The 26,832-nt window shown below is 71.4% G+C and carries 25 protein-coding genes; 9 read left to right on the top strand and 16 right to left on the bottom strand.

The window, feature by feature from the left end; all coding sequences use genetic code 11:
• Positions 1-104 precede the first annotated feature (104 nt).
• Entirely contained in the window at positions 105-755 is a 651-nt protein-coding gene (locus ACIP63_RS29150) for a GntR family transcriptional regulator (RefSeq protein ID WP_401521435.1), read from the bottom strand.
• A 233-nt stretch (positions 756-988) separates the two neighbouring features.
• Positions 989-1,549 carry an NAD(P)H-dependent oxidoreductase gene (locus ACIP63_RS29145; RefSeq protein ID WP_401521433.1) on the bottom strand — a complete coding sequence of 187 codons (561 nt, stop codon included), beginning with the start codon at positions 1,547-1,549 and terminating at the stop codon, positions 989-991.
• 118 nt (positions 1,550-1,667) lie between these two features.
• Here ACIP63_RS29145 and ACIP63_RS29140 point away from each other — a divergent pair, with 118 nt between their 5' ends.
• Complete coding sequence (locus ACIP63_RS29140) at positions 1,668-2,321, top strand: TetR/AcrR family transcriptional regulator (RefSeq protein WP_401521430.1); 654 nt, start codon at positions 1,668-1,670, stop codon at positions 2,319-2,321.
• On the opposite strand, the gene ACIP63_RS29135 is transcribed toward ACIP63_RS29140, so the two are convergent.
• Positions 2,296-3,540, bottom strand: a complete 1,245-nt coding sequence (locus ACIP63_RS29135) for a damage-control phosphatase ARMT1 family protein (RefSeq protein ID WP_401521427.1) — start codon at positions 3,538-3,540, stop codon at positions 2,296-2,298. The genes ACIP63_RS29140 and ACIP63_RS29135 overlap by 26 nt on opposite strands.
• 177 nt (positions 3,541-3,717) lie before the next feature.
• Between ACIP63_RS29135 and htpG the strand changes: the two genes are divergently transcribed.
• On the top strand, positions 3,718-5,631 hold the full coding sequence (gene htpG, locus ACIP63_RS29130) for a molecular chaperone HtpG (RefSeq protein ID WP_401521425.1): 1,914 nt from the start codon (positions 3,718-3,720) through the stop codon (positions 5,629-5,631).
• 382 nt (positions 5,632-6,013) lie between these two features.
• The gene (locus ACIP63_RS29125) at positions 6,014-6,808 is read left to right on the top strand and encodes an SGNH/GDSL hydrolase family protein (protein WP_401521422.1); all 795 of its coding nucleotides are present in this window, start codon (positions 6,014-6,016) and stop codon (positions 6,806-6,808) included.
• A 95-nt stretch (positions 6,809-6,903) separates the two neighbouring features.
• Here the strand turns inward: ACIP63_RS29125 and ACIP63_RS29120 are convergent, their stop codons facing one another.
• Together ACIP63_RS29120 and ACIP63_RS29115 are read right to left on the bottom strand one after the other, a co-directional pair.
• The gene (locus ACIP63_RS29120) at positions 6,904-7,323 is read right to left on the bottom strand and encodes a nuclear transport factor 2 family protein (RefSeq protein ID WP_401521420.1); all 420 of its coding nucleotides are present in this window, start codon (positions 7,321-7,323) and stop codon (positions 6,904-6,906) included.
• 51 nt (positions 7,324-7,374) lie between these two features.
• Positions 7,375-8,211 carry a class I SAM-dependent methyltransferase gene (locus tag ACIP63_RS29115; RefSeq protein ID WP_401521417.1) on the bottom strand — a complete coding sequence of 279 codons (837 nt, stop codon included), beginning with the start codon at positions 8,209-8,211 and terminating at the stop codon, positions 7,375-7,377.
• 90 nt (positions 8,212-8,301) lie between these two features.
• On the opposite strand from ACIP63_RS29115, the gene ACIP63_RS29110 reads away from it, so the two are divergent.
• Both ACIP63_RS29110 and ACIP63_RS29105 read left to right on the top strand, forming a co-directional pair.
• On the top strand, positions 8,302-10,143 hold the full coding sequence (locus tag ACIP63_RS29110; RefSeq protein WP_401521415.1) for a S9 family peptidase: 1,842 nt from the start codon (positions 8,302-8,304) through the stop codon (positions 10,141-10,143).
• A gap of 62 nt (positions 10,144-10,205) precedes the next feature.
• The gene (locus ACIP63_RS29105) at positions 10,206-10,988 is read left to right on the top strand and encodes an SURF1 family protein (protein WP_401521413.1); all 783 of its coding nucleotides are present in this window, start codon (positions 10,206-10,208) and stop codon (positions 10,986-10,988) included.
• Positions 10,989-11,119: 131 nt separating this feature from the next.
• Here ACIP63_RS29105 and ACIP63_RS29100 read toward each other — a convergent pair whose 3' ends face one another.
• From ACIP63_RS29100 to ACIP63_RS29070, 7 genes are all read right to left on the bottom strand, one after another.
• Positions 11,120-12,550, bottom strand: coding sequence for a hypothetical protein (locus ACIP63_RS29100; protein ID WP_401521411.1), 1,431 nt, complete (start codon positions 12,548-12,550; stop codon positions 11,120-11,122).
• Complete coding sequence (locus ACIP63_RS29095; RefSeq protein WP_099173480.1) at positions 12,547-13,122, bottom strand: SigE family RNA polymerase sigma factor; 576 nt, start codon at positions 13,120-13,122, stop codon at positions 12,547-12,549. The genes ACIP63_RS29100 and ACIP63_RS29095 overlap by 4 nt, the downstream gene beginning before the upstream one ends.
• Before the next feature lie 359 nt (positions 13,123-13,481).
• A complete protein-coding gene (locus tag ACIP63_RS29090) occupies positions 13,482-14,546 on the bottom strand; it encodes an aspartate-semialdehyde dehydrogenase (protein ID WP_401521408.1) in 1,065 nt (354 codons plus the stop codon).
• Positions 14,543-15,814: an aspartate kinase gene (locus ACIP63_RS29085; protein ID WP_307126276.1), complete on the bottom strand. Its 1,272-nt coding sequence runs from the start codon at positions 15,812-15,814 to the stop codon at positions 14,543-14,545. Before ACIP63_RS29085 ends, ACIP63_RS29090 begins: the two co-directional genes overlap by 4 nt.
• A 219-nt stretch (positions 15,815-16,033) precedes the next feature.
• Positions 16,034-16,693 (bottom strand): DUF5063 domain-containing protein, encoded by a 660-nt coding sequence (locus ACIP63_RS29080; protein ID WP_401521406.1) that lies wholly within the window; start codon positions 16,691-16,693, stop codon positions 16,034-16,036.
• 83 nt (positions 16,694-16,776) lie between these two features.
• Complete coding sequence (gene recR, locus ACIP63_RS29075; protein WP_099173476.1) at positions 16,777-17,376, bottom strand: recombination mediator RecR; 600 nt, start codon at positions 17,374-17,376, stop codon at positions 16,777-16,779.
• 60 nt (positions 17,377-17,436) lie between these two features.
• The gene (locus ACIP63_RS29070; protein WP_356713924.1) at positions 17,437-17,772 is read right to left on the bottom strand and encodes a YbaB/EbfC family nucleoid-associated protein; all 336 of its coding nucleotides are present in this window, start codon (positions 17,770-17,772) and stop codon (positions 17,437-17,439) included.
• A gap of 360 nt (positions 17,773-18,132) precedes the next feature.
• On the opposite strand from ACIP63_RS29070, the gene ACIP63_RS29065 reads away from it, so the two are divergent.
• Positions 18,133-18,921, top strand: a complete 789-nt coding sequence (locus tag ACIP63_RS29065) for an SLATT domain-containing protein (protein WP_401521402.1) — start codon at positions 18,133-18,135, stop codon at positions 18,919-18,921.
• Positions 18,922-19,004: 83 nt separating this feature from the next.
• Here ACIP63_RS29065 and ACIP63_RS29060 read toward each other — a convergent pair whose 3' ends face one another.
• The 3 genes from ACIP63_RS29060 to ACIP63_RS29050 form a co-directional block, all read right to left on the bottom strand.
• A complete protein-coding gene (locus tag ACIP63_RS29060; RefSeq protein ID WP_401521399.1) occupies positions 19,005-19,655 on the bottom strand; it encodes a hypothetical protein in 651 nt (216 codons plus the stop codon).
• 110 nt (positions 19,656-19,765) lie between these two features.
• Positions 19,766-20,479: a GntR family transcriptional regulator gene (locus tag ACIP63_RS29055; protein ID WP_401521397.1), complete on the bottom strand. Its 714-nt coding sequence runs from the start codon at positions 20,477-20,479 to the stop codon at positions 19,766-19,768.
• Positions 20,480-20,576: 97 nt separating this feature from the next.
• Positions 20,577-21,950 carry an aspartate aminotransferase family protein gene (locus ACIP63_RS29050; RefSeq protein WP_401521394.1) on the bottom strand — a complete coding sequence of 458 codons (1,374 nt, stop codon included), beginning with the start codon at positions 21,948-21,950 and terminating at the stop codon, positions 20,577-20,579.
• 193 nt (positions 21,951-22,143) lie between these two features.
• Here ACIP63_RS29050 and ACIP63_RS29045 point away from each other — a divergent pair, with 193 nt between their 5' ends.
• The 3 genes from ACIP63_RS29045 (at position 22,144) to ACIP63_RS29035 (ending at position 25,110) form a co-directional block, all read left to right on the top strand.
• Positions 22,144-22,755 carry a DJ-1/PfpI family protein gene (locus ACIP63_RS29045; protein WP_401521393.1) on the top strand — a complete coding sequence of 204 codons (612 nt, stop codon included), beginning with the start codon at positions 22,144-22,146 and terminating at the stop codon, positions 22,753-22,755.
• Entirely contained in the window at positions 22,752-23,246 is a 495-nt protein-coding gene (locus ACIP63_RS29040; RefSeq protein WP_401521391.1) for a MarR family winged helix-turn-helix transcriptional regulator, read from the top strand. Before ACIP63_RS29045 ends, ACIP63_RS29040 begins: the two co-directional genes overlap by 4 nt.
• Positions 23,247-23,322: 76 nt before the next feature.
• Positions 23,323-25,110 (top strand): serine/threonine-protein kinase, encoded by a 1,788-nt coding sequence (locus tag ACIP63_RS29035; RefSeq protein ID WP_401521388.1) that lies wholly within the window; start codon positions 23,323-23,325, stop codon positions 25,108-25,110.
• 99 nt (positions 25,111-25,209) lie between these two features.
• Here the strand turns inward: ACIP63_RS29035 and ACIP63_RS29030 are convergent, their stop codons facing one another.
• Positions 25,210-26,676, bottom strand: coding sequence for a helix-turn-helix domain-containing protein (locus tag ACIP63_RS29030; protein ID WP_401521654.1), 1,467 nt, complete (start codon positions 26,674-26,676; stop codon positions 25,210-25,212).
• Positions 26,677-26,832: the final 156 nt, after the last annotated feature.

Below are 26,832 nucleotides of genomic sequence, written 5' to 3'. Positions count from 1 at the left end.
CCGCGCCGTCTCGGTTGTCATGGCTGAACTCTCCTTGCTGGACAGGGCGTCGGCCCACCAGCGCGGCGCGCCATGCGCGCAGTGCGTCGATCAGGCGCCGCGCGTCACCCGCGCAGTGCCTCGATCACGCTCGCCAGGTGGGAGCGGACGGCCGCTTCGGCCGCCTGCGGGTCCCTGGCCCTGATCGCTTCGATCATGGCCAGGTGTTCACTCAGGGACTGCTGCGGGCGTCCGGGCCTCAGGGCGAGCTGGAACCTGTGGCGCACCAACTGGCCGTTCAGCCGCTCCAGGAGCGACACGGCCGTCCGCTGCCCGGAGAACTCCCTGACCATGGCGTGGAGCTCATGATTCAGGTCGGAGTAGAGCATGGGGTCTCCGTCGGCTACGGCCTTGGCCATGGCCTCGCCGACCGCCGTGAGCCGGTCGAGCTGCTCGGCGTCGGCCGCGACGGCCGCCTTGGCCGCGCAGAGCCCTTCCAGGGCCATGCGGCACTCGGTGATGGCGACGGCTTCGTCGACGCTCACCACACGAACCCGCGATCCGCGGTTACGGATCCGCTCGACCAGTCCCTCCGACTCCAGCTGGATCAGCGCCGCTCTGACGCCGGCCCGTGTCACACCGAACTGCTCGGCGAGCTCGTTCTCCACCAGCCGCTGGGCCGGTGCCATCTCGCCGCGCAGAATCGCCTGCCGCAGTCGGGTCAGGGCCAGCTGCCTGGCCTGCTCCCCACTGGTCGGACCGGCTTGATTCGGCATCGTTGCCCCCTGAGTGCGTGCCTGTCGAACCTAAATCTAGGGCAACAAGATTGTCAACGATTCTGTTTGCCATATTGCCGGAGGCGTGAGGAGGGGCCCACGGGAGCAGACCCGCAACGACACGTGGGCCCGGTCTCCTCTCACCACGAGAGGGGACCGGGCCCACGGAAGTCATGCCGGGCGGCACGGGGACGGCGGTGCGGCATCCTCGGCCCACCGCCGTCGGCGGGGTATCAGGCGGCAGCCGCCGTGGCACCCTCGGTGACCTGGCGGAGCACCTCGGTCAGCGAGGTGACGACCTCGGCGTCGTCCGCCGGGTGGAGCTCGGCGAAGCGGGTCACGGAGCCGGGGATGGAGAGCTTGGCGTCCGCCAGGACCGCTCCGCCCGCGAGGCCGGCCGCCTTGCGGGCCTCGTCCTGGGCCCACACGCCACCGAACTGACCGAAGGCGGTGCCGACCACGGCGACCGGCTTGCCGGTCATGGCACCGGCACCGTACGGGCGGGACAGCCAGTCGATGGCGTTCTTCAGGACGGCGGGCATGGTGCCGTTGTACTCCGGCGAGAACAGGAGGAACGCGTCGGACCGGCCGGCGACCTCGCGCAGCCGGGCGGCGGCAGCCGGAACGCTGCCCTCGACGTCGATGTCCTCGTTGTAGAAGGGGACCTCGACGAGGCCCTCGTACAGCTCGACCTCGGCACCCTCGGGCGCGTGCTTGACGGCCGCCTCGGCGAGCTGGCGGTTGTGGGAGCCGGCGCGGAGGCTGCCGACGAGGGCGAGGATGCGTACAGACATGAGGGAAGCTCCCGGGAAGACGGAGACTGCAGAAGTAAGCGGACCATAGTCCGTTTAAAGTTGTACCACCTAAACGGACCGTGGTCCACTTCCGTCCGTCCGGGGCTACCCTGAAGCCATGACCGCTCCCCTCCCCCCGCCTCCCGGGCCGCCCGACACCGGCGAGACGCGGACGAATCTCACGCTCGCCGCCGTCGGCGGACCCGAGATGCTGCGGGCGGACGCGGCGCGCAATCGGGCGCTCCTGCTGGACGCCGCCTCGCGCCTCCTGGCCCGCTGCGGGGCGGCGGACCTCACCATGGAATCGGTCGCGGCAGCCGCCGGTGTCGGCAAGGGCACGGTCTTCCGGCGCTTCAAGGACCGCACCGGCCTGCTCATCGCCCTCCTGGACCATCGCGAGGCCCTGCTGCAGGCGGCCTTCCTCTCCGGGCCGCCCCCCATGGGCCCGGGCGCCCCCGCGGCCGAGCGGCTGCACGCCTTCGGCCCCGCCCTGATGCACCACGAAAGCGATCACCACGAGCTGATCCTGGCCTCCCGCACCGACCCCCTGCGCACCTACGAGGTCCCCGCGCAGCGGCTGAGGCTCAGCCATGTCACGCTGCTGCTCCGCCAGGCGCACGCGGCGGGCGAGCCCGAACTGCTCGCGCACACGCTGCTCGGGTCGATCGACACGCCCCTCGTCCACCATCTGACCTGCGAACGCGGCATCGGCATCGACCGGTTGGAGCAGGGCTGGCACGACCTCCTCAACCGGTACGGGGTGGCGCGCTGAGGGCGGCCCCACCGGGCCGTGACCGCACCTGGACCAGGGCGTGCGTGCCGCTCGTACGCCACTCCCGGCCGGACCGGTCCAGGCTCCCCAGGACCCCCGGCTCCAGGCCCACGACGACGTCGGACTTCAGCGTACGCAGCGCGGCGACGGCACTCGGGAAGTACGCCGTGAGGTCGGCGAACGGTGTGGTCGCCGGCCACAGCCGGTCGCCCACCAGCCGCCGGTAGTTGAGGTCGCCCTTGAGGATCGTCAGCGTGGCCGCACCGAGCTCCGCCCGGAGATCCCCCGGCATCCGCTCGTACGGGAACGGGGCGCAGAAGAACGGGTGGGTACGGATTTCGAGCCGGCCGGCCCCCATGGCCTCCCAGACCCGGACGCCGATCGCTCCCGCCTCACCGGGGGCGCTGTTCAGGCGGCGCAGGCAGTCGACGACGTCGGCCGTCATGGCGTCGGAGACGTAATACGGGCCGGGCTTCACATGGAGCACCACCCGGTCGGCGTGACCGTGTTCGAGCAGGTGGTCGATGAGGACGAGGTCGGGGATCAGCTCGCGCCCCGTGTTGTCCGCGATGACGGCGACGGTCGCCGGGGAGCCGGCGGGCAGGAGCGACCACAGCGCCGCTCTGTCATCGGCGACCAGCCCGGGATCGGCCTCGCCGGGGGTGCGTTCGCCGGCCGGGCCACGGAATCCGAGATCGGCACGGTTCCCCCAGAGCGAGGCCTGGAGCAGAGCCGCCGCCCGCTCATCGGCGGGGGCACCGGCGAGGTCGTCCAGCGCGCGGAGTTCCTCCTCGACCGTGGGACCGCGCAGTTCCGCGCGCTTGAAGGAGGCGAAGGGGTCGACGCCCTGCCACGGGCCCTCGTCGAAGTAGCCGACGGCTCCCAGGAGCCTGCGGTAGAAGTAGCTCTCGCCCCAGAGGAACGGGGCGTCGAACCACGGACGCCCGAAGTGTTCCCGCCCCCACCCCAGCCAGAGCTCGCGGTCCGGGCTGCCGGGAGCGAGCGGTTCGACGACCCCGTGGACGATCTCGTGGAGCAGGGTGTCCAGGGCGCGGTGCTGGCGGGGGCCGTACGGGAAGGCTGCGCGCACCTGCCCGATCAGGGCCGGATGGCGCTCGGCCATCACGCCCCGGGCGAAACTGCCCGGCTCCCGGCACGTGATCACAGGAGGGAGGCCGAGGTCTCCCACGGCCCGGGAAGTCGCTCGCGTATCGCCCATCCGCCCAGTCTGCCTGCTGGGGAAGCCGCTCCTCCCACGACGGGTGCGCGTGTCCGCCGTCCGCCCCGCGGGCCGGCGGCCAACGCCCGTGGCGGAACCGGCACATGACGTGCCCAGGGCCTGGTTACGATATGGAACGGCTCAGATGACTTACCCCAGGAAAGGGAACCCGTACCCATGCCGGCCGAGACATTCGAGTTTCAGGTAGAAGCTCGCCAGCTCCTGCAGATGATGATCCATTCGATCTACTCGAACAAGGATGTATTCCTGCGTGAGCTCATTTCCAATTGTTCGGACGCGCTGGACAAGCTGCGGCTGGAGACGCTCCGTGACGACACGCTCCAGGCGGACACGTCCGACCTGCATATCGCCGTCGAGGCCGACCAGGAGACGCGCACCCTGACCGTGCGCGACAACGGCATCGGAATGTCGCACGACGAGGTCGTGCAGCTGATCGGGACGATCGCGAATTCCGGTACGGCGAAATTCCTCCAGGAACTGAAGGAAGCCAAGGACGCCACCGCATCCGAGGAACTCATCGGACAGTTCGGTGTCGGGTTCTATTCGAGCTTCATGGTCGCCGACGAGGTCACCCTGGTGACCAGGCGCGCAGGCGAGGAGACGGGCACGCGCTGGCAGTCCAGCGGCGAGGGCACCTACACCGTCGAGTCCGTCGACGACGCACCGCAGGGCACCTCGGTCACGCTGCGGCTCAAGCCCGAGGACTCCGAGGACAAGCTCTTCGACTACACCTCGCCCTGGAAGCTCAGGGAAATCGTCAAGCGCTACTCGGACTTCATCACCTGGCCCATCCGCATGGCGGCGGTGGCGGGCGAGGAGGGAGCGGAGCCCGAGACCGAGACGGTCAACTCGATGAAGGCCCTCTGGGCCCGGTCGAAGGACTCCGTGACCGATGAGGAGTACAGCGAGCTGTACAAGCACATCAGTCACGACTGGACCGATCCGCTCGAAACCATCCGCATGCAGGCGGAGGGCACCTTCGAATACCAGGCTCTTCTCTTCCTGCCGTCCCACGCACCGCAGGACCTGTTCATGCAGGACCATAAGCGTGGAGTTCAGCTCTATGTGAAGCGCGTATTCATCATGGATGACTGCGAAGCGCTGATGCCGACGTATCTCCGCTTCGTGAAGGGTGTGGTCGACGCGCAGGACCTCTCGCTCAATGTGTCGCGCGAGATCCTTCAGCAGGACCGCCAGATCGAGATGATGCGGCGCCGCCTGATCAAGAAGGTGCTCTCGACGGTGAAGGACATGAGGTCCAACGCCCTGGAGAAGTACGAGACGTTCTGGAAGGAGTTCGGCCGGGTCCTCAAGGAGGGGCTGTTCCAGGACTTCGAGAACCGCGACGCGATCCTGGAGATCTCCTCGTTCGCCTCGACCCAGGACGAGGAGGGGCTGACCACCCTGCGCTCGTACGTCGAGCGGATGAAGGAGGGCCAGGAGCAGATCTACTACATGACGGGCGAGTCCCGCGCGGCGATGGAGAGCTCGCCGCACATGGAGGCCTTCCGCGCCAAGGGCTTCGAGGTCCTGCTGCTGACCGAACCTGTCGACGAGGTCTGGGTCCAGTCCGTCCCCGAGTTCGACGGCAAGCCGCTCCAGTCCATCTCCAAGGGCGAGGTCGACCTCGACACCGACGAGGAGAAGAAGGAGGTCGAGGCCGAGCGCGAGAAGCAGCAGCAGGACTACGCCGGTCTGCTGACCTGGATGACCGAGCAGCTCGGTGACACCGTCAAGGAGGTACGACTCTCCTCGCGGCTCACCGTCTCGCCGGCCTGCATCGTCTCGGACACGCACGATGTCACCCCGGCGCTGGAGAACATGTACCGCGCCATGGGCCAGGAGGTGCCGCAGATCAAGCGCATCCTCGAACTCAACCCCTCGCACGCGCTGATCAGCGGGCTGAACAAGGCGTACGCCGAGCAGAGCGGCGAGGAGGGCACCCGCACCGAACTGGCCGAGACGGCCGAGCTGGTCCACGGGCTCGCGCTCCTCTCGGACGGCGGCGAGCTGAGTGACCCCTCGCGCTTCAGCAGGCTGATGGCGGACCGCCTGGAGCGCACGCTCTAGTCCACGGACCGCCCACCGACCCACTGCGGCCGCCAGGATTCCTGGCGGCCGCAGTCGTGTGCGGTACGGGGCGACGGGGGTGGCGCGGGGGCGGTTGTGAAGGCGGGGCGACGGCGGGAGGCGGCTGTCGTTCGAACAGGTGCCGCCCCCCCGGAGGTGACTCAGAGGAGTCGTCCCGGGTGTCGGAGAGATCCACAACTTCACCCGTTCGAGGGCCTGTTGGAGGTTTATCTACGCGCGGAGCATCGACGACCGAACGATCCTTCGGGCATATCAGACGACTTTCCCCGCAGCCATTACCGCCGAGTACCGGGAGCTGCTACAAACGTGCACGCCCCACGAACTCCCCACTCATCCCCCACATTTCGAAGGGCTGGCAGCCATGTCAGTACGAACCTTCCGGGCGTCCCTCACCACCCTCGCGATCACGGCCGTGGCCGCACTCGGCCTCGCGCAACCGGCATCCGCCGCAGGCGACAACTACGTCGCTCTCGGTGACTCCTACTCCTCCGGCGTCGGCGCGGGGAGCTACACCTCCGAGAGCGGTGACTGCAAGCGCAGCACCAACGCGTACCCCTACCTCTGGAAGAACGCGAACGCCCCGTCGTCGTTCACGTTCGTCGCCTGCTCGGGTGCGACGACGGCCTCCGTGTCCAGCGGTCAGCTGGGCGCACTGAGCTCGTCGACCACGCTCGTCAGCCTCACCGCCGGCGGCAACGACGTCGGGTTCGCGGACGTCATGCAGACCTGCGTCCTGCAGAGCGAGGCCACCTGCGTCGCACGGGTGAACACCGCGGTCTCCGAGATGGAGAACGCGCTGCCCGGAAGGCTCGACTCCCTCTACGCGGGCATCCGTTCACGGGCGCCGCAGGCCCATGTGGTGGTCCTGGGCTACCCGCGCTTCTACAAACTGTCCGGCACCTGCATCGCCGGCCTCACGGAGACCGAGCGCGGGGCCATCAACAACGCGTCGGACGTGCTGAACGGGGTGCTCGCCAAGCGGGCGGCGGACGCGGGGTTCACGTATTCGAGCGTGGTGGACGAATTCACCGGGCACGAACTCTGCTCGGGTGACGCGTGGATCCACAGCGTGTCCATCCCGATCACCAACTCGTACCACCCGAAGGCCATCGGGCAGTCGAACGGCTACCTTCCTGCCTTCGACTCCGTGGCGTAACGCGTGAAAGAGGGCCCGCCCGGACGCCGCCGGCGGGCCCGCCCACGGAGGTCGCGCCGCACGGCGGGCGGGTCCGCGCTCGGTGCGCTCCGGGGTCAGTACCGCTCGACCAGGTGCTCCCGGCCGGCCGGGGGCTGGTAGGGCTCGGGCCAGAAATCCGTCACCCCGGAGATCCTTCCGTCCGCGTCGAACGTGAAGAAGTGGATGGCGTGCGTCTCCTCCGGACCGACGGTGACGAGCGTCCGGACAGCGGCCTGCCGGCCCTCCCCGTCGGCCACTGTCCGCTCGATCCGGACGTGCCAATCCCCCGGATACTCCTGGTTGAACCGGACGTAGCGCTCCCTGCCGAGGATGCGCTCGCGGCTCTGCGGGAGTTCGTACACCACGTCGTCGGCGAGGGTGTCGGCGAACGCGCCCCAGTCGCGGGCGTCCGCCGCGGCCCAGTACGCCTCCACGGCGGCTCGCACCTCGGCCGTGCCCCACGCCGCGCCCGGACTGTCAGCGATATCGGTCATGTTCCCGAGTGTGGACCCCGCCACTGACAATCGGCCGCGGCGCGGCCCCGGTCAGCCGCTGACCGGCCGGGACGCCTTGACCGAGTACATCATCGGGATGCGCGGACGGTCGGCCGGGAAGCGGTAGCAGCCGTCGGCATGCCGCACCAGCGCCGGGTAGCGTGCGAAGAGCGAGGCGTCGTGCTCGTGCAGGAACTCGATCCGCAGCCCGGCCGACGCCAGCGCCGAGACGACCTCGCCCACCGGGTGCTGCCACTCGACGCTGCGGTTGTGGACGGTGGCGGCATCGAAGTCCGCGTACGTGCCCGGCGACTCCTCCACCCAGGGATCGCGGCTGAAGTAGTCATACGTGATCGTCGAGCCGGTGTCGTCGTCGAGACAGTCGGTCAGCGGATGGAACTCCGCCAGGTAGAGGAATCCGCCGGGTGCGACGAGCGAGGCCACGACCTCCGCCCAACGGTCCACGTCGGGGAGCCAGTTCAGGGCACCGATGCCGGTGTAGACGATGTCGTACGCGGAGTCCGGGACGGCCTGCGCGGCGTCGTACACGTCGGACGTGACGAACGTGGCCCGTTCCGGCGTCAGACCCAGCGAACGGGCCAGGTCGCGAGCGGTCTCGACGGCGGGTTCGGAGAAGTCGAGGCCCACGACCTGGGCGGCACCGTGGCGCGCCCACGAGAGGGTGTCGAGGCCGATGTGGCACTGCAGGTGCAGGAGGGTCCGGCCGGTCACGTCACCGACCTCCGCGAGCTCGAAGCCGCGCAGCGCGTCCTTGCCTGCCCGGAACGCGTCCAGGTCGTAGTAGTCCCCGGCCGCGTGGATGGCCACGCGCTCGTCCCAGCGTGCGCGGTTGACCTCGTGCCAGTCGTCGGGCGTCGGTGCGTACATGCCGTGAAAGTTACCCACAGGCTGGGGGCGCCTGCGAGCGGTTATCCACAGGCCGCCCGGCTTCGTGGTCACATCGGGTTGGATGGGGTCATGAGCGACACACAGAACGACGCGTCCGTACCGGAGCGGGAGCAGGAGCCGCCGCAGTGGGAGCAGCGGTTCCGCGCCGCGCGGGTGTCCCTGCCCGACTGGGCCGAGGACGCCCCCGACCGCGCGCTCTTCGTCTCGAACGCCACCGGCACGTACGAGCTGTACGCATGGGACCGGGCGACCGGTAAGCAGCGCCAGGTCACCGACCGGCCCAACGGGACGACCGACGGTGTGCTGACGCCGGACGGCCGGGCCGTCTGGTGGTTCGCCGACACCGACGGCGACGAGTTCGGGGTGTGGATGCGGCAGCCCTTCGACGGCGGCGCGGACGAGGAGGCCACGCCCGGCCTCGCACCCTCCTACCCGGCCGGGCTCGCGATCGGCCGCGACGGTACGGCGGTGGTCGGCCGCTCGACCGACGAGGAGGGGACGACGGTTCATCTCGTGCGCGCAGGGGCGGAGCCGGTCGAGATCTACCGGCACCGGGAGTCCGCGGGGGTCGGTGACCTCTCCCACGACGGGACACTGATTGCCCTGGAGCACACGGAGCACGGCGACGCGATGCACTCGGCGCTGCGGGTGGTGCGACCCGACGGTTCGACGGTCGCGGAGCTGGACGACACCGAGGGCGGCACGAAGGAGCTCGGGCTGTCGGTGCTCGGCTTCGCCCCCGTGGCGGGTGACACCCGGCTGCTGGTCGGGCACCAGCGGCGTGGGCGGTGGGAACCGATGATCTGGGACCCTGTCGCGGGCACGCAGACGGACCTGCCGGTCGACCTGCCCGGTGACGCGGGCGCCGAGTGGTATCCGGACGGATCCGCGCTGCTGATCGAGCACAGCTTCGAGGCCCGCAGCGAGCTGTGGCGGTTCGAGCCGGGCGCCGCCGGGCCGGTGCGGGTCGAGACACCCGCGGGGACGGTGTCGGGCGCCACGGCCCGTCCGGACGGCACGGTGGAGTACCTGTGGTCGTCGGCCGCGCAGCCGCCCGCGGTGCGGTCCACGACGGGCTCGGTCGTCCTCGACCCGCCGGGCGCGAAGGCCCCGGCCTCGGTGCCGGTGCGGGACGCCTGGGTGGACGGCCCCGGGGGGCGCATCCACGCCCTGGTGCAGACCCCGGCCGGCGACGGGCCGTTCCCCACGGTCTTCGAGATACACGGCGGGCCCACCTGGCACGACAGCGACGCCTTCGCGTCGGGCCCCGCCGCGTGGGTGGACCACGGCTTCGCGGTGGTGCGGGTCAACTACCGCGGGTCGACGGGGTACGGACGCGCGTGGACGGACGCGCTCAAGCACCGGGTCGGGCTGATCGAGCTGGAGGACGTCGAGGCCGTCCGGGCCTGGGCGGTGAAGTCGGGGCTCGCGGATCCGGAGCGGCTGGTGCTGGCCGGTGGGTCGTGGGGCGGCTATCTGACGCTGCTCGGGCTGGGCACGCAGCCGGATGCCTGGGCCCTCGGGCTGGCCGCCGTCCCGGTCGCCGACTACGTCACCGCCTATCACGACGAGATGGAGGCGCTGAAGGCGATGGACCGCACCCTGCTGGGCGGCACCCCGGAGGAGGTGCCGGAGCGCTTCGAGGCCTCGTCCCCGCTGACCTACGTGGACGCCGTGCGTGCCCCGGTCTACATCTCGGCCGGCGTCAACGACCCGCGCTGCCCGATCCGCCAGGTGGAGAACTACGTGGACCGCCTCGCGGCCCGCGGCGCGGTCCACGAGGTGTACCGCTACGACGCGGGGCACGGCTCGCTCGTCGTGGAGGAGCGGATCAAGCAGGTACGGCTGGAGCTGGACTTCGCCCTCCGCCACCTCGGGCAGGGACAGGCGGGAGGGAAGCCGGACGCGTAAGGTCCGGATAAATGGTGCACCCCCGCTCCGGGGGCCCGGAGCGGGGACCGTACCTTGGAGGGGTGTACCGGTTCCTGCTGACCCCGCGGTGGTGGGGGATCAACCTCCTCGTCGTGCTGGCCATCCCCTTCTGCGTCTTCATGGGCACATGGCAGCTCGGCCGTTTCGAGGACCGTGTGCAGTCTCACGAGGAGGCCGAGGAGCGCCCCGATCCGGGCACCCGCTCCCCGGCGCCGCTCGACGAGCTGCTCCCCGTCAGCACGGACACGTCCGGCCGCCCCGCTGTGGCGAAGGGGACGTACGCCGATCAGTTCCTGGTCCCCGGCCGCAAGCTGGACGACCGTGACGGTTTCTACGTGCTGGATCTGCTGCGCACCGACAGCGGCAAGGCGCTGCCCGTCGTACGGGGCTGGCTGGCGGGAAGCCCCGGCAGCACGGAGGTGCCCGAGGCGCCGGCCGGTGAGGTCACGGTGACGGGCGATCTGCAGGCCTCCGAGAACAGCGGCACCACAGGTGTCGACCTCAGCGGCGGTCTCCCCGAGGGCCAGCTCGGCATGATCAGCGCGGCGTCCCTCGTGAACCTCGTGCCGTACGACGTCTACGACGCGTGGGTGACGCTGCCCGGGCCGGAGGCGGGTGGCGCGGGCGACGGCGGTATGAAGCCCGTCCCCGCGGCGGCGGCGCAGGGCAGCGGGCTCGATCTGAAGGCCTTCCAGAACCTCGGCTACACCGGCGAGTGGTTCGTCTTCGCCGGCTTCGTGCTCTTCATGTGGTTCCGGCTGATGCGCAGCGAGGCGGAGGCCGCGCGCGACATCGAGCTGGGGCTCGCGGCCGACGCCGACTGACGGGCTCCCGCGGCAGGCGGGAACGACCGCGACAGGCGGGAACGACAGGACCGACGCGGCGGCTTCGGCGACAGCGGTGGACAGGGCCCCGCCGGAACCCGAGAGTTCCCGGCGGGTCCGAGCAAGGGTCCCTAGGAGGCGTCCAGTACGCCCGTGCGGTAGATCGTGCCGGCGCACGCGTTGGCGATCGTGGTCTCCGCCGTCGGCGCTCCCGCCTCCGGGGTGTGGGTGACCGCGATGCTGCCGTCCGCCGGTCCCTCGTCCGCGCTGCCGAACTGCGCCGCCGCGTCCGTCGTACCGGTGTCGCTCCCCGTCGTGCCCTCGCCGCCGCCCCCGCCGCCGTCCGTGGGCGTCGGGCTGGGCGAACCACCGGTGGTCGGGCAGGTGTCCGACGGCACCCACGCGAAGCGCACCTCGTACGTCATCGCCGGCTTCAGGAGTACGGCCCCCGGCTCCAGCGAGGGATCGGGCAGCCCGGCCGCCGGGTCGCCCGCGGTGTGCTGGACCACGGTGATCTTCAACGGGTCGGCGGCGCCCACCGCCTGGAAGCCGACGGTGCCGTTGGTGGTCACCGAGCAGGCGTCGCCGGAGACGTTCGCGATCCTGAAGGACCCGTACACCGTGCCGTCCGCGCGGGCCGCGCCCGCGTCGGCGGAAGCCACACCGAGCTGGTCGGGGGAACAGGTCGTGGCCGCTGCCACATCGGAACCCGGGGGGTCGTCCAGGCCCCCGGCCCCGCTGCTCTCCGCGCCCGGGTCCGATCCCCGCGACGGGGCCGCGGAGTTACCCGACTCGCCCTCGGCGCCCTCGCTCCGGCGGTTCTCGGGGCCCGCCGTCCTTCCGCCGTCGGCCTCGGCGCCCGCGTCCTCGCCGCTGCCTCCCTGCGCCTGCTCGCCGTGGCCGGCGATGGCGGGGCTGGCGGTGGCCGAGCCCTCCGAATTCGCCACGTGGACGAACGCGGGAACCGCTGTCCCGATCAGCAGCGCCGCTGCCGCGGCGCCCACCACGCCCTGCCGCCGCCTGGCGCGCCGGGCGGGCACCGCGCGGTGCAGATGGTCGAGGGTGCCGTCGGAGGGCTCCAGGTCCTGGACGGCGCCCCGCAGCATGCGGCGCAGCGCGACCTCGTCCATGCCCTCGCCCTCGGCACCTCCGGCCAGGCCGCCGAAGCCGCCACCGGACGCACCGCCGCCCTGGCCGCCCCCGCCGCCGAAGAGTTCGGTCAGCGTGCCGCCCTGGCCGGCTCCGGCGTCACGGCCACCCGCGTCACGGCCATCCGCGTCACGAGCGTCCGAGCCGTGACCGTCCGCGCCTCCGCGACCGTCCGCGCCATGACCGCCCGCGTCTCCGTGACCGTCCACGCCGCGACCGTCCGAGCCACGGCCGTCCGCTTCCGCTTGCGCTTCCGGGGTGGCGGTCCCTGAGGCGGCTTCCGCGCCGTCGACCGCGTCCTGCGTCCGTTCACCGTCCTGCTCCGGATCGGTGTTCGGGATGCTTTCCGGCCCGTGGTTCACAATTCCGTTTCCAGTCCGGTCATCGTCGTGCCTGTGCTCGGGCCTGCTCATGCCTGCGCCTCCATCACCACGCGCAGTGCCGCAATGCCCCGGGAACCGTACGCCTTCACCGAACCGAGCGATATCCCCAGCGTCTCGGCGACCTGGGCCTCCGTCATGTCCGAGAAGTAGCGCAGCACCAGCACCTCGCGCTGACGGCGCTGCAGTCCCTTCATGGCCTTGATCAGCGCGTCCCGCTCCAGCTGGTCGTACGCGCCCTCCTCCGCGCTCGCCATGTCGGGCATCGGCTTGGAGAGCAGCTTCAGCCCGAGGATGCGCCGACGCAGCGCGGAGCGCGACAGGTTGACCACCGTCTGACGCAGGTACGCCAGCGTCTTCTCCGGATCGCGCACCCGGTTCCGTGCCGAGTGCACCCGGATGAACGCCTCCTGCACGACGTCCTCGCACGACGCGGTGTCGTCCAGCAGGAGCGCCGCGAGGCCCAGCAGCGAGCGGTAGTGCGCGCGATAGGTCTCGGTGAGATGGTCGACCGTCGTTCCTGCCGCCACCGTCTCCTCAGCGCCCTCGCGCTGCGAAGGCAGCCGGGTGGAGCGCGCGGCGGGCATGGGCGCGATCACCGGCATACCGCCGGCCGCGCGGGGCCTCCGGAGCGGACGCACCGAAGCGCCTCGCAACGGGCCCACCACTGTGATGTCGAGAACCTCTGCCACGCCAGTTGGACACGCTTCCCCCCGTCAGGGTTGTACGCGTACGGCACCGCGTTCGATGCTGTGCGACATGCCCTCATTCGTACCTGCTCTTCCCCAAATGCCCCGAAAACGCATCCAGCCACGCAAGAAGTGACGACAGAGACGCGCAGCGCCCGCCTGGCGGTTGCGGAGGGCGAGGAGATCATCGTCGGATATGACAACGCCCCAGCTCAAGAGGTTCAGACCAGCAAGTTACCCACAGGGCGCTCACAGATCCTACAAAACAGGTTCGATCAGGTACGAGAAAATTCGCCGGCCACCGATTCGGCGATCTGGGCCACGTTGAGAGCCGCGCCTTTTCGGAGATTGTCGCCGCAGACGAACATCTCGACGGCGTGCGGATCGTCCATCGACTGCCGCACCCGGCCCACCCAGGTCGGGTCGGTGCCCACGACATCGGACGGCGTGGGGAAGTCACCGGCCGCCGGGCTGTCGAAGAGCACCACCCCGGGCGCGGTCGCCAGGACCTCGTGCGCCCGCGCCACCGACACCTCGTTCTCGAAGCGGGCGTGCACGGACATGGAGTGCGTCGCGACGACGGGCACGTACACGCAGGTCGCCGTGACCTTCAGGTCCGGCAGACCCAGGACCTTCCGGCACTCCCCGCGGATCGCCAGCTCCTCGGACGACCAGCCGTCCCCGGCGTCGGTCCCGGCCCAGGGCACCACGTTCAGCGCCACCGGGGCCGCGAAGGGGCTCTTCTCGCCGTCGCCCAGGGCCCGCCGTACGTCGCCGGGGCGGGTGCCCAGCTCCGTACCCGCCACCAGGGCCAGCTGCTCGCGGAGCGCCGCGACTCCGTCCCGGCCCGCGCCGCTCACCGCCTGGTAGGAGGAGACGATCAGCTCGCGCAGCCCGAATTCGGCGTGCAGTGCGCCGACCGCGACGATCAGCGACAGCGTCGTGCAGTTCGGCGACGCGACGATGCCGCGCGGTCGCATCCGCACGGCATGGGGGTTGATCTCGGGTACGACGAGGGGAACGTCGTCGTCCAGGCGGAAGGCGGCCGAGTCGTCCACGACCACCGCGCCCTTGGCGGCGGCGACCGGCCCCCACCGCGCGGACACCTCGTCCGGCACCAGGAACAGGGCGACGTCCACGCCGTCGAACACGTCCTCGGCGAGCGCGAGGACCTCGGTCTCCTCACCGCGCACGACCAGCTTGGTGCCGGCCGCACGCGGGGAGGCGACCAGTCTGACCTCGCCCCAGACGTCCTCGTGCTGCGAGAGGATCTGGAGCATGACGCCGCCGATCGCACCGGTCGCGCCGACGACCGCGAGCGAAGGGCGGCGTCCTGTCATCGGCCGGTGCCCCCGTAGACGACGGCCTCGTCGGAGTCGCTGTCGAGTCCGAACGCGGTGTGCACGGCGCGCACGGCCTCGTTGACGTCGTCGACACGGGTGACCACCGAGATGCGGATCTCGGACGTCGAGATCAGCTCGATGTTCACACCGACGTCGGACAGCGCCTCGAAGAAGCCCGCGGTGACACCGGGGTTGGTCTTCATACCCGCGCCGACGAGGGAGATCTTGGCGATCTGGTCGTCGTAGCGCAGCGACTCGAAGCCTATGCCGGCGCGGTTGCGCTCCAGGGCGTCGATGGCCTTGCGGCCCTCGGCCTTGGGCAGGGTGAACGTGATGTCCGTGAGCCCGGTCGAGGCGGCGGAGACGTTCTGCACCACCATGTCCATGTTGATCTCCGCGTCCGCGATGGCGCGGAAGATCGCTGCGGCCTCACCCGGCTTGTCGGGAACCCCGACGACCGTGACCTTGGCCTCGGAGACGTCGTGGGCGACTCCGGAGATGATGGCGTGCTCCACCTGCTGGTCCCCTTGCGGCTCGTTGCTGACCCAGGTGCCGCGCAGTCCGGAGAAGGACGAGCGGACGTGGATCGGGATGTTGTAACGGCGTGCGTACTCGACGCAGCGGTGCAGCAGCACCTTGGAGCCGGAGGCCGCCAGCTCCAGCATGTCCTCGAAGGAGATCCAGTCGATCTTCCGGGCCTTCTTCACGACCCGGGGGTCGGCGGTGAAGACACCGTCCACATCGGTGTAGATCTCACAGACCTCGGCGTCCAGCGCGGCGGCCAGCGCGACAGCGGTCGTGTCGGAGCCACCGCGGCCGAGGGTCGTGATGTTCTTGCCCTCCTGGCTGACACCCTGGAACCCGGCGACGATGGCGATGTTGCCCTCGTCGATCGAGGTCCGGATGCGGCCGGGCGTGACATCGATGATGCGCGCTTTGTTGTGGACCGAGTCGGTGATGACACCGGCCTGGCTGCCCGTGAACGACTGGGCCTCGTGGCCCAGGTTTTTGATCGCCATCGCCAGGAGGGCCATGGAGATCCGCTCTCCGGCGGTCAGCAGCATGTCGAACTCACGCCCGGCAGGCATCGGGGATACCTGCTCGGCGAGATCGATCAACTCGTCCGTCGTGTCGCCCATCGCTGACACCACGACAACCACCTGGTTGCCGTTCTTCTTGGCGTCCACGACTCGCTTGGCGACACGCTTGATGCCTTCGGCATCGGCTACGGAGGAGCCTCCGTACTTCTGCACGACAAGGCCCACGTGCGCTCCTCGCTCAATAATGGTGCGGTCGGCTCAGTTTAACGAGCAGTCCGGAATCGACCCGTCGGTACCGGATGGTGAGATGTCCCGCCCACCACCTGGAACGGCATGTCGCTCCGAACTGCTCGTACCGGGCTGTTGCCCGCTGCCCCGGTCCGCACGCCTCTTTGTGTCCCAGGACACAACAGGCCCAGCCGTCGCACAAGCCACGGAGGACCGTTACAGCACCGGCCGCAGGCCCAGCGGCCCCGCGATCTCCTCGGCCATCACACGCCCCGCCTCCTCGGCCAGGTCCCCGTCACCGGGGTCCTGGTCGATGTCCAGGCCGTCGAGCTCCTGGAGCGGCTGGTTCAGTCGGATGTGGGCGATCAGCGACTGGAGCGCGCGCAGGGCCGAGGACGCGGTGGAGCCCCAGTTGGAGAAGTACGAGAACTGCCACCACCACATGGCCTCCGCCGTGCGGTCCGCCTCGTAGTGCGCGAGGCCGTGGCCGAGGTCCGTGATCAGGTCGGCCAGGTCGTCGGAGATGCGGTGGGGCACGGGCGCCTTGCGGGGCTCGTACGGGTCGAAGACCTCGGAGTAGACGTCGATGGGCTCCAGGAGCTCCGCGAAGCGCTCACGCAGCCCGTCGGCGTCCGGCTCGGCGCCCAGGTCCGGCTCGTAGCGCTCGTCCGGGAGGATGTCCTCGTACGCACCGAGTCTCCCGCCGGCCAGCAGGAGCTGGGAGACCTGGAGGAGCAGGACCGGGACGGCCTCCTCGGGCTCCTCCGCCTTGGACACCTCGGTGACCGCGACGATGAAGGTCTTGATCTGGTCCGCGATCTGGACGGCGAAGTCGTCCGGATCCTGCGTGACGGAGTTCAGCGTGGCGTCAGACATCGAGGGGACCTCCCGTGGGCACGGTCGCGAACGGTGGGTAGAACATAGCGCCGCCGCGCATAAAGCCGCAGTCAGATGCCGGGTCACACATCGAGCAGCCGCCTCCCCTCGAAGGCGCGGCCGAGAGTGACCTCGTCCGCGTACTCCAGGTCGCCGCCCACGGGCAGCCCGCTGGCCAGCCGTGTGACCCGCAGGCCCATCGGCTTGACCATCCGGGCGAGGTACGTCGCGGTGGCCTCGCCCTCCAGGTTGGGGTCGGTCGCCAGGATCAGCTCCGTGATGGAGCCGTCCGCGAGCCGGGCCAGCAGCTCCCTGATGCGCAGATCGTCGGGGCCGACGCCCTCGATCGGGCTGATCGCGCCGCCGAGCACGTGGTAGCGGCCCCGGAACTCACGGGTCCGCTCGATCGCCACGACGTCCTTGGGCTCCTCGACCACGCAGATGACCGAGCGGTCACGGCGCGCGTCCCGGCAGATGCCGCACTGCTCCTGCTGCGCGACGTTGCCGCAGATCTCGCAGAAGCGGACCTTGTCCTTGACCTCGAGGAGGGCATGGGCCAGACGGCGTACGTCGGTGGGCTCGGCCTGCAGGATGTGGAAGGCGATCCGCTGCGCGCTCTTGGGACCGACGCCCGGCAGCCTGCCCAGCTCGTCGATCAGCTCCTGAACCACGCCTTCGTACAACGGAACGCCTCTCCTTCTTCCTGCTCGTACCGTATCCGGTACGGGTGGGTGGCCACAGGGTCAGAACGGGAGACCCGGCATGCCGCCCAGGCCCTGGGCCAGCGGGCCCAGCTTCTGCTGCTGGAGCTGCTGGGCGTTCTCGTTCGCCGCCTGGACGGCCGCGACCACGAGGTCGGCGAGCGTCTCGGTGTCCTCCGGGTCCACCGCTCCGGGATCGATCACCAGGGCGCGGAGCTCGCCGGACCCGGTCACGGTGGCCTTCACGAGACCACCGCCCGCCTGTCCGTCGACCTCGGTCCTGGCCAGCTCCTCCTGGGCCTCGGCAAGATCCTGCTGCATCTTCTGGGCCTGCTGGAGCAGCTGCTGCATGTTGGGCTGGCCACCACCGGGAATCACGGTCACTCCTGGCACTTCGACGACGGATTGTTTCGGTATGCCGAGCCTACGTGCTCGCCCGACGCCGCGCCCCACCCGCCGGGGACCAACTCTTTCGGGTGAGTTCTGAAAAGTGCCTGCCGTGCTCCTATACCTGACCAGAGGCCGTGTCCAGGCGGGAATCCCGCGATTTCGACCCCGCGGCCCACCATTCGGCGGTAGGAAGAGCATGCGTATCCGTACCCATACGCACAGCGAAGGTAACGCAGAGTTACACGGGGGGGCCCCGGTCATATGCCGGTCACCGGCCCCCTCCGTGACCGAGAACCGTGCCGATCCGCGTCGATACGCGCCGAACGCAGAGTGCAGAGGAGTGCCCCGGTGAGTCAGCCGGAGATGCAGCCCGAGGGGCCGCCCCGCAAGGAGTCCGGCGCGGGATCCGGTGCAGGCACCGGAACCGAACGGTCCGGTTCACGCTACGGTTCGAGCCCCCGGGACCTGACCGGCCGCGCCTTCCCCCTCGGCGACTGGGGTGAACCCGCCGAGCGGCTCGACGAGCTCTACCGGTGGGTCGAGGCCGGTGCCATGGAGACCGCCGACTGGTATCTGCGTGACCGGGTCCGCAAGCGGCGCACGGCCAGGCTGCTCCGGCTCGGCACGGCGGCCGGGGTGGTAGCGGGCGCGGCCCTCCCGCTGCTCGATCTGACCGGGGAGCTGCACGGGTCGGCCGGCTGGGGCTACCTGTCGCTGCTGCTGGGCGCCGCGTGCATGGCGTGCGACCGGTACTTCGGCCTGACCTCCGGCTGGATAAGGAACCTCGCGACGGCACAGGCCGTGCAGCGGCGCCTGCAGGTGCTCCAGTTCGACTGGTCCTCCGAGTGCGTCCGCGAGGTGCTCGGGCCGACGGAGGGCACCGCCAGCGAGGCCGCGGAGCGGTGCCTGGGAGTGCTGCGGCGGTTCTCCGAGGACATCACCGAACTCGTCCGCATGGAGACGGCGGACTGGATGGTGGAGTTCCGGGCCGGGCCCGCGCCCATGGGCATGCAGTCGCTCGTGACGGGCGGACCCGGCGGCCGCCCCGAGCCGGGGTTCCCACCCGGCCGGCTCACCATGCCTGCGGCGGTCCGGCCGAACATGCCGCGCCAGCGGCCGCCGGAGCCACCCCGCTGAAGCCGGAGCCACCCGCTGAAGCCGCGGGCACCCCGCCGGTTCCGGAGCCGCCCCGCCGAGGCGGGCAGGGCGGCCGGCGCCGGTCAGCTGAAGATGATCATCGAGCCCTGCGCGAGGCTGCGGGTGGCCGCCGCGTGCAGGCCCAGCCAGACGTGCCGCTCCCGGGCGAAGGGGCTCTCGTCGTACGGGACCGGAGCGGCCGGCTCCTCCAGTGAGGTGGGACCGGCGGGCGGAAGGGGGGCGGCCGGCGGGTTGGCCGGGTCGATGCCGATCGACGGGGCCACGAACTCCAGCTCGCGCAGCAGCCCGTGGGAGGAGCCCAGCGGTCCGCCGCCCTCCAGGAGCTGGTCGTCGGCGAGCGGCCGGGGGAAGTCCACCGGGACATACGCTCCCGCGTGGTCGTAGTGCCAGACCAGGTGGGACTCCTGTGCGCTCTGCTCGAACATCTCCAGCAACTGCTCGTAGTCCCCGCCCAGTTCGTCCACGGGCGTGACGGCGAGGCCGCTCAGCTGGAGCAGGTAGGCGCGGCGCAGGAAGTGCAGGGCGTCGTAGTCGAAGCCCGCGACCGGGGCGACGTCCCCGGTGAGTCCTGGCATGTAGGCGTAGACCGGCACGGGCGGCAGCCCCGCCTCGGTCAACGCCTTGTCGTAGACGGCGATCTCTTCGGCGAACGGATTGTCGGGGCTGTGGCACAGCACATCGACGAGGGGGACCAGCCACAGGTCACAGGCCACGAAGTCTCGCTCTCCAACGGGTTCGTGCGATGGTCGGGACAGCGTAATGCGGCCGCGACCCCGCGCACAGGGTGCGGGCCGGCCGCGGTCCGCGTCGGAGCGGACCGCGCTCAGCTGTGGTCCGGGTGCGGGGGGTCGTCGGCGGCCAGCCGGTCCGCCCAGTCCAGCCCGTGGGTGTAGTAGGCGTCCAGCACCGCGCGTACCGCCGGCCCGTCGGCGGCGGCGATCGCCTCCACCAGCTCCTGATGGCCGTTCCACAGCCGGTCGGACACGTCGCCGTCCCCGCGCAGGTACGGGACTGCGAAGGCCCAGGCCTGCATCCGCAGGCGTTGCAGGAAGTCGCTGATGTAGGCGTTGCCGATGACGGCGCCGAGCTCCCGCCAGAACCGCAGGTCGTAGCCGATGAGGATGTCGAGGTCGCCGCTGCGCGCCGCCCGTGCCGCCTCCTCGCCCCGGCGGCGTACGGAGACGAGAGCGGCCCGGTGCGCGCCGATCACGGCGGGCGCCGAACCGGAGCCGTCGAAGATCCGCCGGAACACCCCGTCTATGACCAGCGCGCGCGCCTCCACCATCGCCCGGTAGTCGGCGACGGAGAACTCGCGGACGCGGAAGCCGCGGTGCTGGTCGGATTCGAGCAGTCCCTGCGCGGAGAGATCGAAGAGCGCTTCCCGGACGGGCGTCGCGGACACCCCGTACTGCTCGGCGATCTGTTTGACGGTGAACTCCACCCGCGGCCGCAGACGCCCGGCGAGCACCTCGTCACGCAGTGCGTCGGCGATCTGCTGCCGCAGCGTACTGCGGGTCACACCTCCGCTCGCACCCATGGCGCCCCTCCCGTTCTCGGCTTGGGTCACCTTAGACCGACCGTCGGACGGGGGACGGCGCCACGTACGGGCCGCTCACACCGTGCACGCGTCCGCTCTACAGCGTGTGCTCGTCGGCGACCGAGAGGGCCGCGTCCAGGGCCGCGAGGCCCTCCTTCGCCTCGGCCTCGGTGATGTTGCACGCGGGGACGACGTGGGTGCGGTTCATGTTGATGAAGGGCCAGAGACCGTGCTTCCTGCAGGCCGCGCCGAAGGCCGCCATCGGGGCGTTGGCCTCACCGGTCGCGTTGTACGGGACCAGGGGCTCGCGGGTCTCCCTGTCGCGGACCAGCTCCAGCGCCCAGAAGGCGCCCAGTCCCCGCACCTCGCCGACGGACGGATGGCGCTCGGCGAGCTCGCGCAGACCGGGGCCGAGCACGTGCTCACCGAGGTGTGCCGCGCTCTCGACGACCTTCTCGTCCTCCATGACGTTGATCGTCGCGACGGCAGCGGCGCAGGCCAGCGGGTGGCCGGAGTAGGTGAGCCCGCCGGGGTAGGGCCGGGTCTCGAAGGTGGCGGCGATCTCGGCGCTGATCGCGACGCCGCCGAGCGGCACGTAACCGGAGTTGACACCCTTCGCGAACGTGATCAGGTCCGGTACGACGCCGTCGTGGTCCGCGGCGAACCACTTCCCGGTGCGCCCGAAACCGGCCATCACCTCGTCCAGCACGAACACGATCCCGTACCGGTCGCAGATCTCGCGGACGCCCGCGAGATAGCCGGGCGGCGGCGTCATGATGCCCGCCGTGCCGGGAATCGTCTCCAGGACGACGGCCGCGACGGTCGCCGGGCCCTCGAAGGCGAGCGTGTCCTCGAGGTGCTGGAGCGCGCGGGCGCACTCCTCGGCCTCGGTCCGCGCGTAGAACGGGGACCGGTAGAGGAACGGCGCCCAGAAACGGACGACGCCCGCCGAACCGGTGTCGGACGCCCAGCGGCGCGGGTCGCCGGTGAGATTGATCGCCGTGGCGGTGGCTCCGTGGTACGAGCGGAAGGCGGAGAACACCTTGTGGCGCCCGGTGTGCAGCCGGGCCATGCGGACGGCGTTCTCGACGGCTTCGGCACCGCCGTTGGTGAAGAAGATCTTGTCCAGGTCGCCGGGGGTGCGCTCGGCGATGAGGCGTGCCGCCTCCGAACGCGCCTCGACGGCGAAGGCGGGGGCGAAGGTGGCGAGCCTGCCCGCCTGTTCCTGGATCGCCGCGACGACGGTGGGGTGCTGGTAGCCGATGTTGGTGAAGACGAGACCGCTGGTGAAGTCCAGGTAGCGGTTGCCGTCGTAGTCCCAGAAGTACGCCCCCTCGGCGCCGGCGACGGCGAGCGGGTCGATCAGGCCCTGGGCGGACCAGGAGTGGAACACGTGCGCGCGGTCGGCGGCCTTCACGGCCGCGCCCGCTGCGGAGTCGACGTACGGGGCGCGAGGGGCATCGGTGCTCATGCGGCGAGCGTATGCGGCGGTGCGGGGCGTCCTCCATGGCCACTGTGTATGGCGTGGGCCGCACGGCTCGGCAGGGTGTCGGGTTCCCGGCCGCGACCGGCCGATCAATTGACAGCATACTGTCCTCATGACAGCCTTCTGTCATAGAGTTCGTATGCACAAGGTTCCCGCCAGTCTCCCGACGGAGGTCACCATGACCGGCACGAGCGTCCACCTGGCCGTCTACGACACTTTCGCCGACTGGGAGCCCGGCTTCGCCACGGCCCGGCTCACCGACCACGGCCACACCGTGCGGACCGTCGGCCTCACCACCGCGCCCGTCACCACCATGGGCGGGATGCGCGTCCAGCCCGACCTGGCGCTCGCCGGCCTGGCGCCCGGCGACAGCGAGCTGCTGATCCTCACCGGCGCCTCGCTCTGGGACACCGGCGACGCGCTCGCCCCCTTCGCCCGCGCGGCACGGGACTTCCTGGACGCCGGCGTGCCCGTGGCGGCCATCTGCGGGGCGACCGCGGGGCTGGCCCGCGAGGGGCTGCTCGACGACCGCTCCCACACGAGCGCCGTCTCCTTCTATCTCGCCGCCACGGGATACGCGGGCGGCGCGCACTACGTGGAGGCCGACGCGGTGACGGACCCCGCCGGGGCGTCGCGCGGCGCTCTCGTCACGGCGGGGCCGACCGAGCCGATCGCTTTCGCCCGCGAGATCTTCGAGCTGCTCGGGGTGTTCGGACCGAAGAAGCTGGACGCCTGGTACCGGCTCTTCCACGACTCGGACGCGAGCGCCTACGAGGAGCTGAACGGATGAGCGGTACGGCCGACAGCGACGTCGGCATCCCCTCCCTCCTCAGCCGCACCGCGCTCGGGGTCTTCCGGCTCAACGGCCGGTTCCTGTCCGTCGCCGAGGAGCTGGCCGGGCCCGCCGGGCTCACGGCGGCCCGGTGGCAGGTCCTCGGCGCGGTCCTGGCCGAGCCGCTTCCCGTGTCGGGCATCGCCCGCGCGATGGGGATCACCCGGCAGAGCGTGCAGCGGATCGCCGACCTGCTGGTCGTGCGGGGCCTCGCCGAATACGTCCCGAACCCGGCCCACCGGAGGGCCAAGCTGCTCCGGCCCACCGAGGAGGGCCGGACGGCGGTGAGCCGGATCACCCCCGCCCACGCGGAGTTCGCGGGGCGGCTGGCCGAGGCGCTGGGCGAGGAGGAGTTCGCGCGGACCGTCCAGGTGCTGGAGCGGCTCTCGGACGCCATGGACACCCTGTCGTCCCCGGCCGGCCGGCGGCGGGAATCCTCCGCGGGCTGAGGGGCGGCCCACGGACACCCGCGCCGCTATTCTCGACCCACGGCCCGCCACGGCCGTACGGGGGAGGAAGCGCACCATGGAGAAGCTGGGCTCCGGCGATCCACAACGCATCGGCGGTTACCGCCTGTTGGGGCGCCTCGGCGCCGGCGGGATGGGCCAGGTGTTCCTGGCCCGCTCGGACCGGGGCCGCACCGTCGCCATCAAACTGGTCCGCCCCGAGCTCGCCGAACTGCAGCACTTCCGCGACCGTTTCCGTGCGGAGGTACAGGCAGCCCGGCGGGTCGGAGGTTCCTGGACCGCGCCGGTGCTCGACGCCGGAGTGGACGCGGCGGTGCCGTGGGTGGCCACCGGTTACGTCGCGGGCCCCTCGCTCCACCGCATCGTCTCGGGCCTTCCGGGCGCCCCGGTGGCCGAATCGGGGGCGTACGGTCCGCTTCCCGAGCGCTCCGTCCGCATCCTGGGCGCCGGGCTCGCGAGCGCCCTCCAGGACATCCACCGGGCCGGGCTGATCCACCGTGACCTGAAGCCGTCCAACGTCCTGGTCACGATCGACGGCCCCAGGGTCATCGACTTCGGGATCGCCCGGGCCCTGGAGACCGTGACCGACGGCGGCCTGACCCGCACCGGCGCGATGATCGGCTCCCCCGGATTCATGTCGCCCGAGCAGGTGCGGGGCGAGCGCGTGACGCCCGCGTGCGACGTGTTCTGCCTCGGCTCCGTGCTGGCGTACGCGGCCACCGGACGGCTGCCGTTCGGTGTGGCGGACAGCGGGGCCCACGCGCTGATGTTCCGGATCGCGCAGGAGGATCCCGACCTCACCGGCGTACCCGTCGACCTGGTCGAGCTCATCCGGGACTGCCTGGCGAAGGATCCGGCCGCGCGGCCCTCCACGGACAGCGTCCTGGAGCGGCTCGGCGACACGGACACGGCGGAACCGTGGCTTCCGGGCGCGCTGATCGCCCAGCTGGGCCGGCACGCCGTGGAGCTGCTGGACTCCGAGGACCCGGAGGAGGGCCCCACGCAGGGCCCGCGAGCGGCGCCGCCCGTGCCGCCCGCGCCCGTGCCGCCCGCCGCCCCCACCAGGCCCGCTCCACCGCCGCCGGTACGGCCTCCCGGCGCCACGCACGGGCTCCCCACAGCGGTCGGGCCGCCCGCCCCGGTGCCGCGGCCGGCGTCGTACGGCTACCCGCAACAGCCCACCCCCGCCTACGGGTACGGGCCCACGCCCCCGTACGGCCCGCCGGGCGGCTTCGTCCCGCCCGCACCCGAGCGCCGCGGGGCGGGCTCCACCCTGCTGCTGGTGGCCGTCGCCCTGATCGTCGCGGTGGGGGCGGGATGGGGGGTCTACGCCTTCATGCGGAGCGGGGACGGCGACCCCACGGCTTCCCCGACCGGCAGCGTCTCCCCTTCCGCCGACGGCTCCACAGCGGGCGGCAGGAGCCCGGACGGCACGAACTCCGACGAGACGGACTCCGACGGCACCGGCGGGGACGGCACCGACGACGGCGCCGTCCCGGCCGGTTTCCTGGGCACCTGGTCCGGGACCGTCGAGGGCGGCGTGGGAGCGTCCGCCCGCCGACTCGTCGTACAGCAGGGCGAGGTGGGAGACACGGTCCTGTCCCTCACCGCCGAGGGCCCGCTCGACACCGGCGGCACCTACCGCTGCGTGTTCCAGGCCGACCTGGTGAGCGAGCCCTCCTCCGGCGGGCCCGTCCGCGTCGGTCCCTCCCGGGTCACCGAGGGCGAACCGCGGTCGTCGTGCACCCCGGGGGAGCCCACCGTCCTGACGCTCCTGCCGGACGGCTCCCTGCGCCGCGAGATCACCGCCACCGGCCAGAGCCTGACGTACACGAAAACAGGCTGAGCGGTACGGGACCGATCCGGCTCACCCCACGCGGCGGACCGCCCGGCTCACGCCGCGAGGTCGACGGTCCGGCTCACCCCACGTGGCGGACGGCCCGGCTCACGCCGCGAGGTCGACCGCCCGGAACGCGAGCCACAGGTCGTACCGCGCGCTGGGTGTCTGGAGCAGCGACCGGCACAGCAACGCCTCGAGCCGGGTGAGGCGTTTGCGCGCGCCGGGCACGGAGATACCCAGTTCGGCGGCCGTCGGGGTCAGTTGGGCCTCGCAGCGCAGCCACGTCCGCAGGGTCTCCTCGGCCATGGGTCCGGCCTGGGCGAGGATCCGCAGCTGCTGGGCGGCCCAGTCCTGTATTCCCGGGGCGCGCAGGACGGTGTCGAGGTCCTCGGGCGCCGCGGACCCCTCGGGGCCGGAGCGGTGCTTCGGGTGCAGGGCCGGAGTGGCCCTGATCCGCAGCGCCAGGTCGACGGCGGCCTGGTCCGACACCTGGTTCAGGTCCAGGTCGAGGAGTTCACCGACGAGCCTGAGGCGGGCGGCCAGGGTGTTGCGGTGGATCTTCAGGTGCTGTGTGGCGTGGGAGGAGAAGGCCAGCCAGGACGCGACGGTCGCCGACAGCTCCTGGCTGCCCGGGTCCTGCGAGCGGCGCGGCAGATGGGCGAGGAGGGGTGCGAGCAGGGCGTCGGCCCACCGCGCACCGGCGGCGCCCGCCACCAGCGCGGGCTCCGGGGCGGCGCCGAATCTGGCATGGCGTCCGGGGAGCCCGCGGGCGACGGCGAGGGCGTGGAAGGCCTGCTGGTAGGCGGTCGCCGTGTCGGGCAGCCGCACTTCCTCGCTGACGCCCACGACGCAGTCGTCCACGAGCCCGGCGACGGCGAGACCGAGTGTGCGCCCGCTCTCCGGCCCCTCCGCCTCCGTTTCCTCGTCCGCCGGCACGATCAGGATCAGATGCCGGGCGTAGACCGGGCAGCGCACGATCCAGGTACGGCCGCCGGAGACGTCCGTACAGATCCGGGCCACCTCGTCCCGCTGTCCGCCGGAGCACTCGACGACGCAGACGCGTACGGGATCGGGGAGCTTGGGCCGCAGGGCGCCCGCCACCTGGTGGGCGATGGAGAGCTGGCCCGTCATCAGCAGATGCAGCACGGCCTCGCGGCCCCGGGACTCCGCGAGGTCCACGCGCCGCCGTTTGCGCTCGACGCTCTCCGACGCCCAGGACAGCGCCAGCGGCATCACCGCGTCGGCCATGAGCGTGGACAGTCCGCCGGGCAGCGGCTTGGGCGCGACGAGGGCGAGGACCGCGCCGTCGGTTTCGGGTGTCCGGTCGAGGGGAAGCAGCAGCGCGGAGCACTCGTCGGTGTCGAGGGCGTACGAACCGGCGCTCCGGGCCGTCAGTTCCCGCGCCGCCCGGGCGGCGAGTCCGGCGGCCTCGTGTCCGGGCCACCGGGCGTTCCCGGCGACGGCCTGGAGCACCGTGCCGCCCCCGTCCAGGATCCCGGCCCAGCCCTCGGCCCGCTGGGCCAGCCGGCGCAGCAGCTCCGGCGACCCGCCGGTCCGCGCCAGCCGGTACATCAGCAGTACGTCGTCGGCCCGTTCACGCGCACGCACGTGTCCTCCGTTCCTCCCCGAAACCGGAGTGCAGAGTACCGGTCCGGCTGTGCGGTTTGATACCCGTCGGAGGCCACACAGTGCGATCTGAATCTCCCCGCACGCCGTCCCGCCCACCTA

Origin of the sequence: Streptomyces sp. NPDC088746 (assembly GCF_044751065.1) — a bacterium.
Classification (GTDB): Bacteria; Actinomycetota; Actinomycetes; order Streptomycetales; family Streptomycetaceae; genus Streptomyces.
This window is presented reverse-complemented; position numbering and strand designations above follow the sequence as displayed.

What these genes read in the sequence shown, in the direction of transcription:
- htpG (WP_401521425.1), top strand. Translation starts at nt 3,718, where the DNA reads ATGCCGGCCGAGACATTCGAGTTTCAGGTAGAAGCTCGCCAGCTCCTG.
- ACIP63_RS29145 (WP_401521433.1), bottom strand. Translation starts at nt 1,549, where the DNA reads ATGTCTGTACGCATCCTCGCCCTCGTCGGCAGCCTCCGCGCCGGCTCC.
- ACIP63_RS29125 (WP_401521422.1), top strand. Translation starts at nt 6,014, where the DNA reads ATGTCAGTACGAACCTTCCGGGCGTCCCTCACCACCCTCGCGATCACG.
- ACIP63_RS29080 (WP_401521406.1), bottom strand. Translation starts at nt 16,693, where the DNA reads ATGTCTGACGCCACGCTGAACTCCGTCACGCAGGATCCGGACGACTTC.
- ACIP63_RS29100 (WP_401521411.1), bottom strand. Translation starts at nt 12,550, where the DNA reads ATGAGCAGGCCCGAGCACAGGCACGACGATGACCGGACTGGAAACGGA.
- ACIP63_RS29135 (WP_401521427.1), bottom strand. Translation starts at nt 3,540, where the DNA reads ATGGGCGATACGCGAGCGACTTCCCGGGCCGTGGGAGACCTCGGCCTC.
- ACIP63_RS29040 (WP_401521391.1), top strand. Translation starts at nt 22,752, where the DNA reads ATGAGCGGTACGGCCGACAGCGACGTCGGCATCCCCTCCCTCCTCAGC.
- ACIP63_RS29095 (WP_099173480.1), bottom strand. Translation starts at nt 13,122, where the DNA reads ATGCCGGTGATCGCGCCCATGCCCGCCGCGCGCTCCACCCGGCTGCCT.
- ACIP63_RS29150 (WP_401521435.1), bottom strand. Translation starts at nt 755, where the DNA reads ATGCCGAATCAAGCCGGTCCGACCAGTGGGGAGCAGGCCAGGCAGCTG.
- ACIP63_RS29090 (WP_401521408.1), bottom strand. Translation starts at nt 14,546, where the DNA reads ATGACAGGACGCCGCCCTTCGCTCGCGGTCGTCGGCGCGACCGGTGCG.
- ACIP63_RS29115 (WP_401521417.1), bottom strand. Translation starts at nt 8,211, where the DNA reads ATGTACGCACCGACGCCCGACGACTGGCACGAGGTCAACCGCGCACGC.
- ACIP63_RS29110 (WP_401521415.1), top strand. Translation starts at nt 8,302, where the DNA reads ATGAGCGACACACAGAACGACGCGTCCGTACCGGAGCGGGAGCAGGAG.
- ACIP63_RS29030 (WP_401521654.1), bottom strand. Translation starts at nt 26,676, where the DNA reads ATGTACCGGCTGGCGCGGACCGGCGGGTCGCCGGAGCTGCTGCGCCGG.
- ACIP63_RS29050 (WP_401521394.1), bottom strand. Translation starts at nt 21,950, where the DNA reads ATGAGCACCGATGCCCCTCGCGCCCCGTACGTCGACTCCGCAGCGGGC.
- ACIP63_RS29120 (WP_401521420.1), bottom strand. Translation starts at nt 7,323, where the DNA reads ATGACCGATATCGCTGACAGTCCGGGCGCGGCGTGGGGCACGGCCGAG.
- ACIP63_RS29140 (WP_401521430.1), top strand. Translation starts at nt 1,668, where the DNA reads ATGACCGCTCCCCTCCCCCCGCCTCCCGGGCCGCCCGACACCGGCGAG.
- ACIP63_RS29045 (WP_401521393.1), top strand. Translation starts at nt 22,144, where the DNA reads ATGACCGGCACGAGCGTCCACCTGGCCGTCTACGACACTTTCGCCGAC.
- ACIP63_RS29055 (WP_401521397.1), bottom strand. Translation starts at nt 20,479, where the DNA reads ATGGGTGCGAGCGGAGGTGTGACCCGCAGTACGCTGCGGCAGCAGATC.
- ACIP63_RS29035 (WP_401521388.1), top strand. Translation starts at nt 23,323, where the DNA reads ATGGAGAAGCTGGGCTCCGGCGATCCACAACGCATCGGCGGTTACCGC.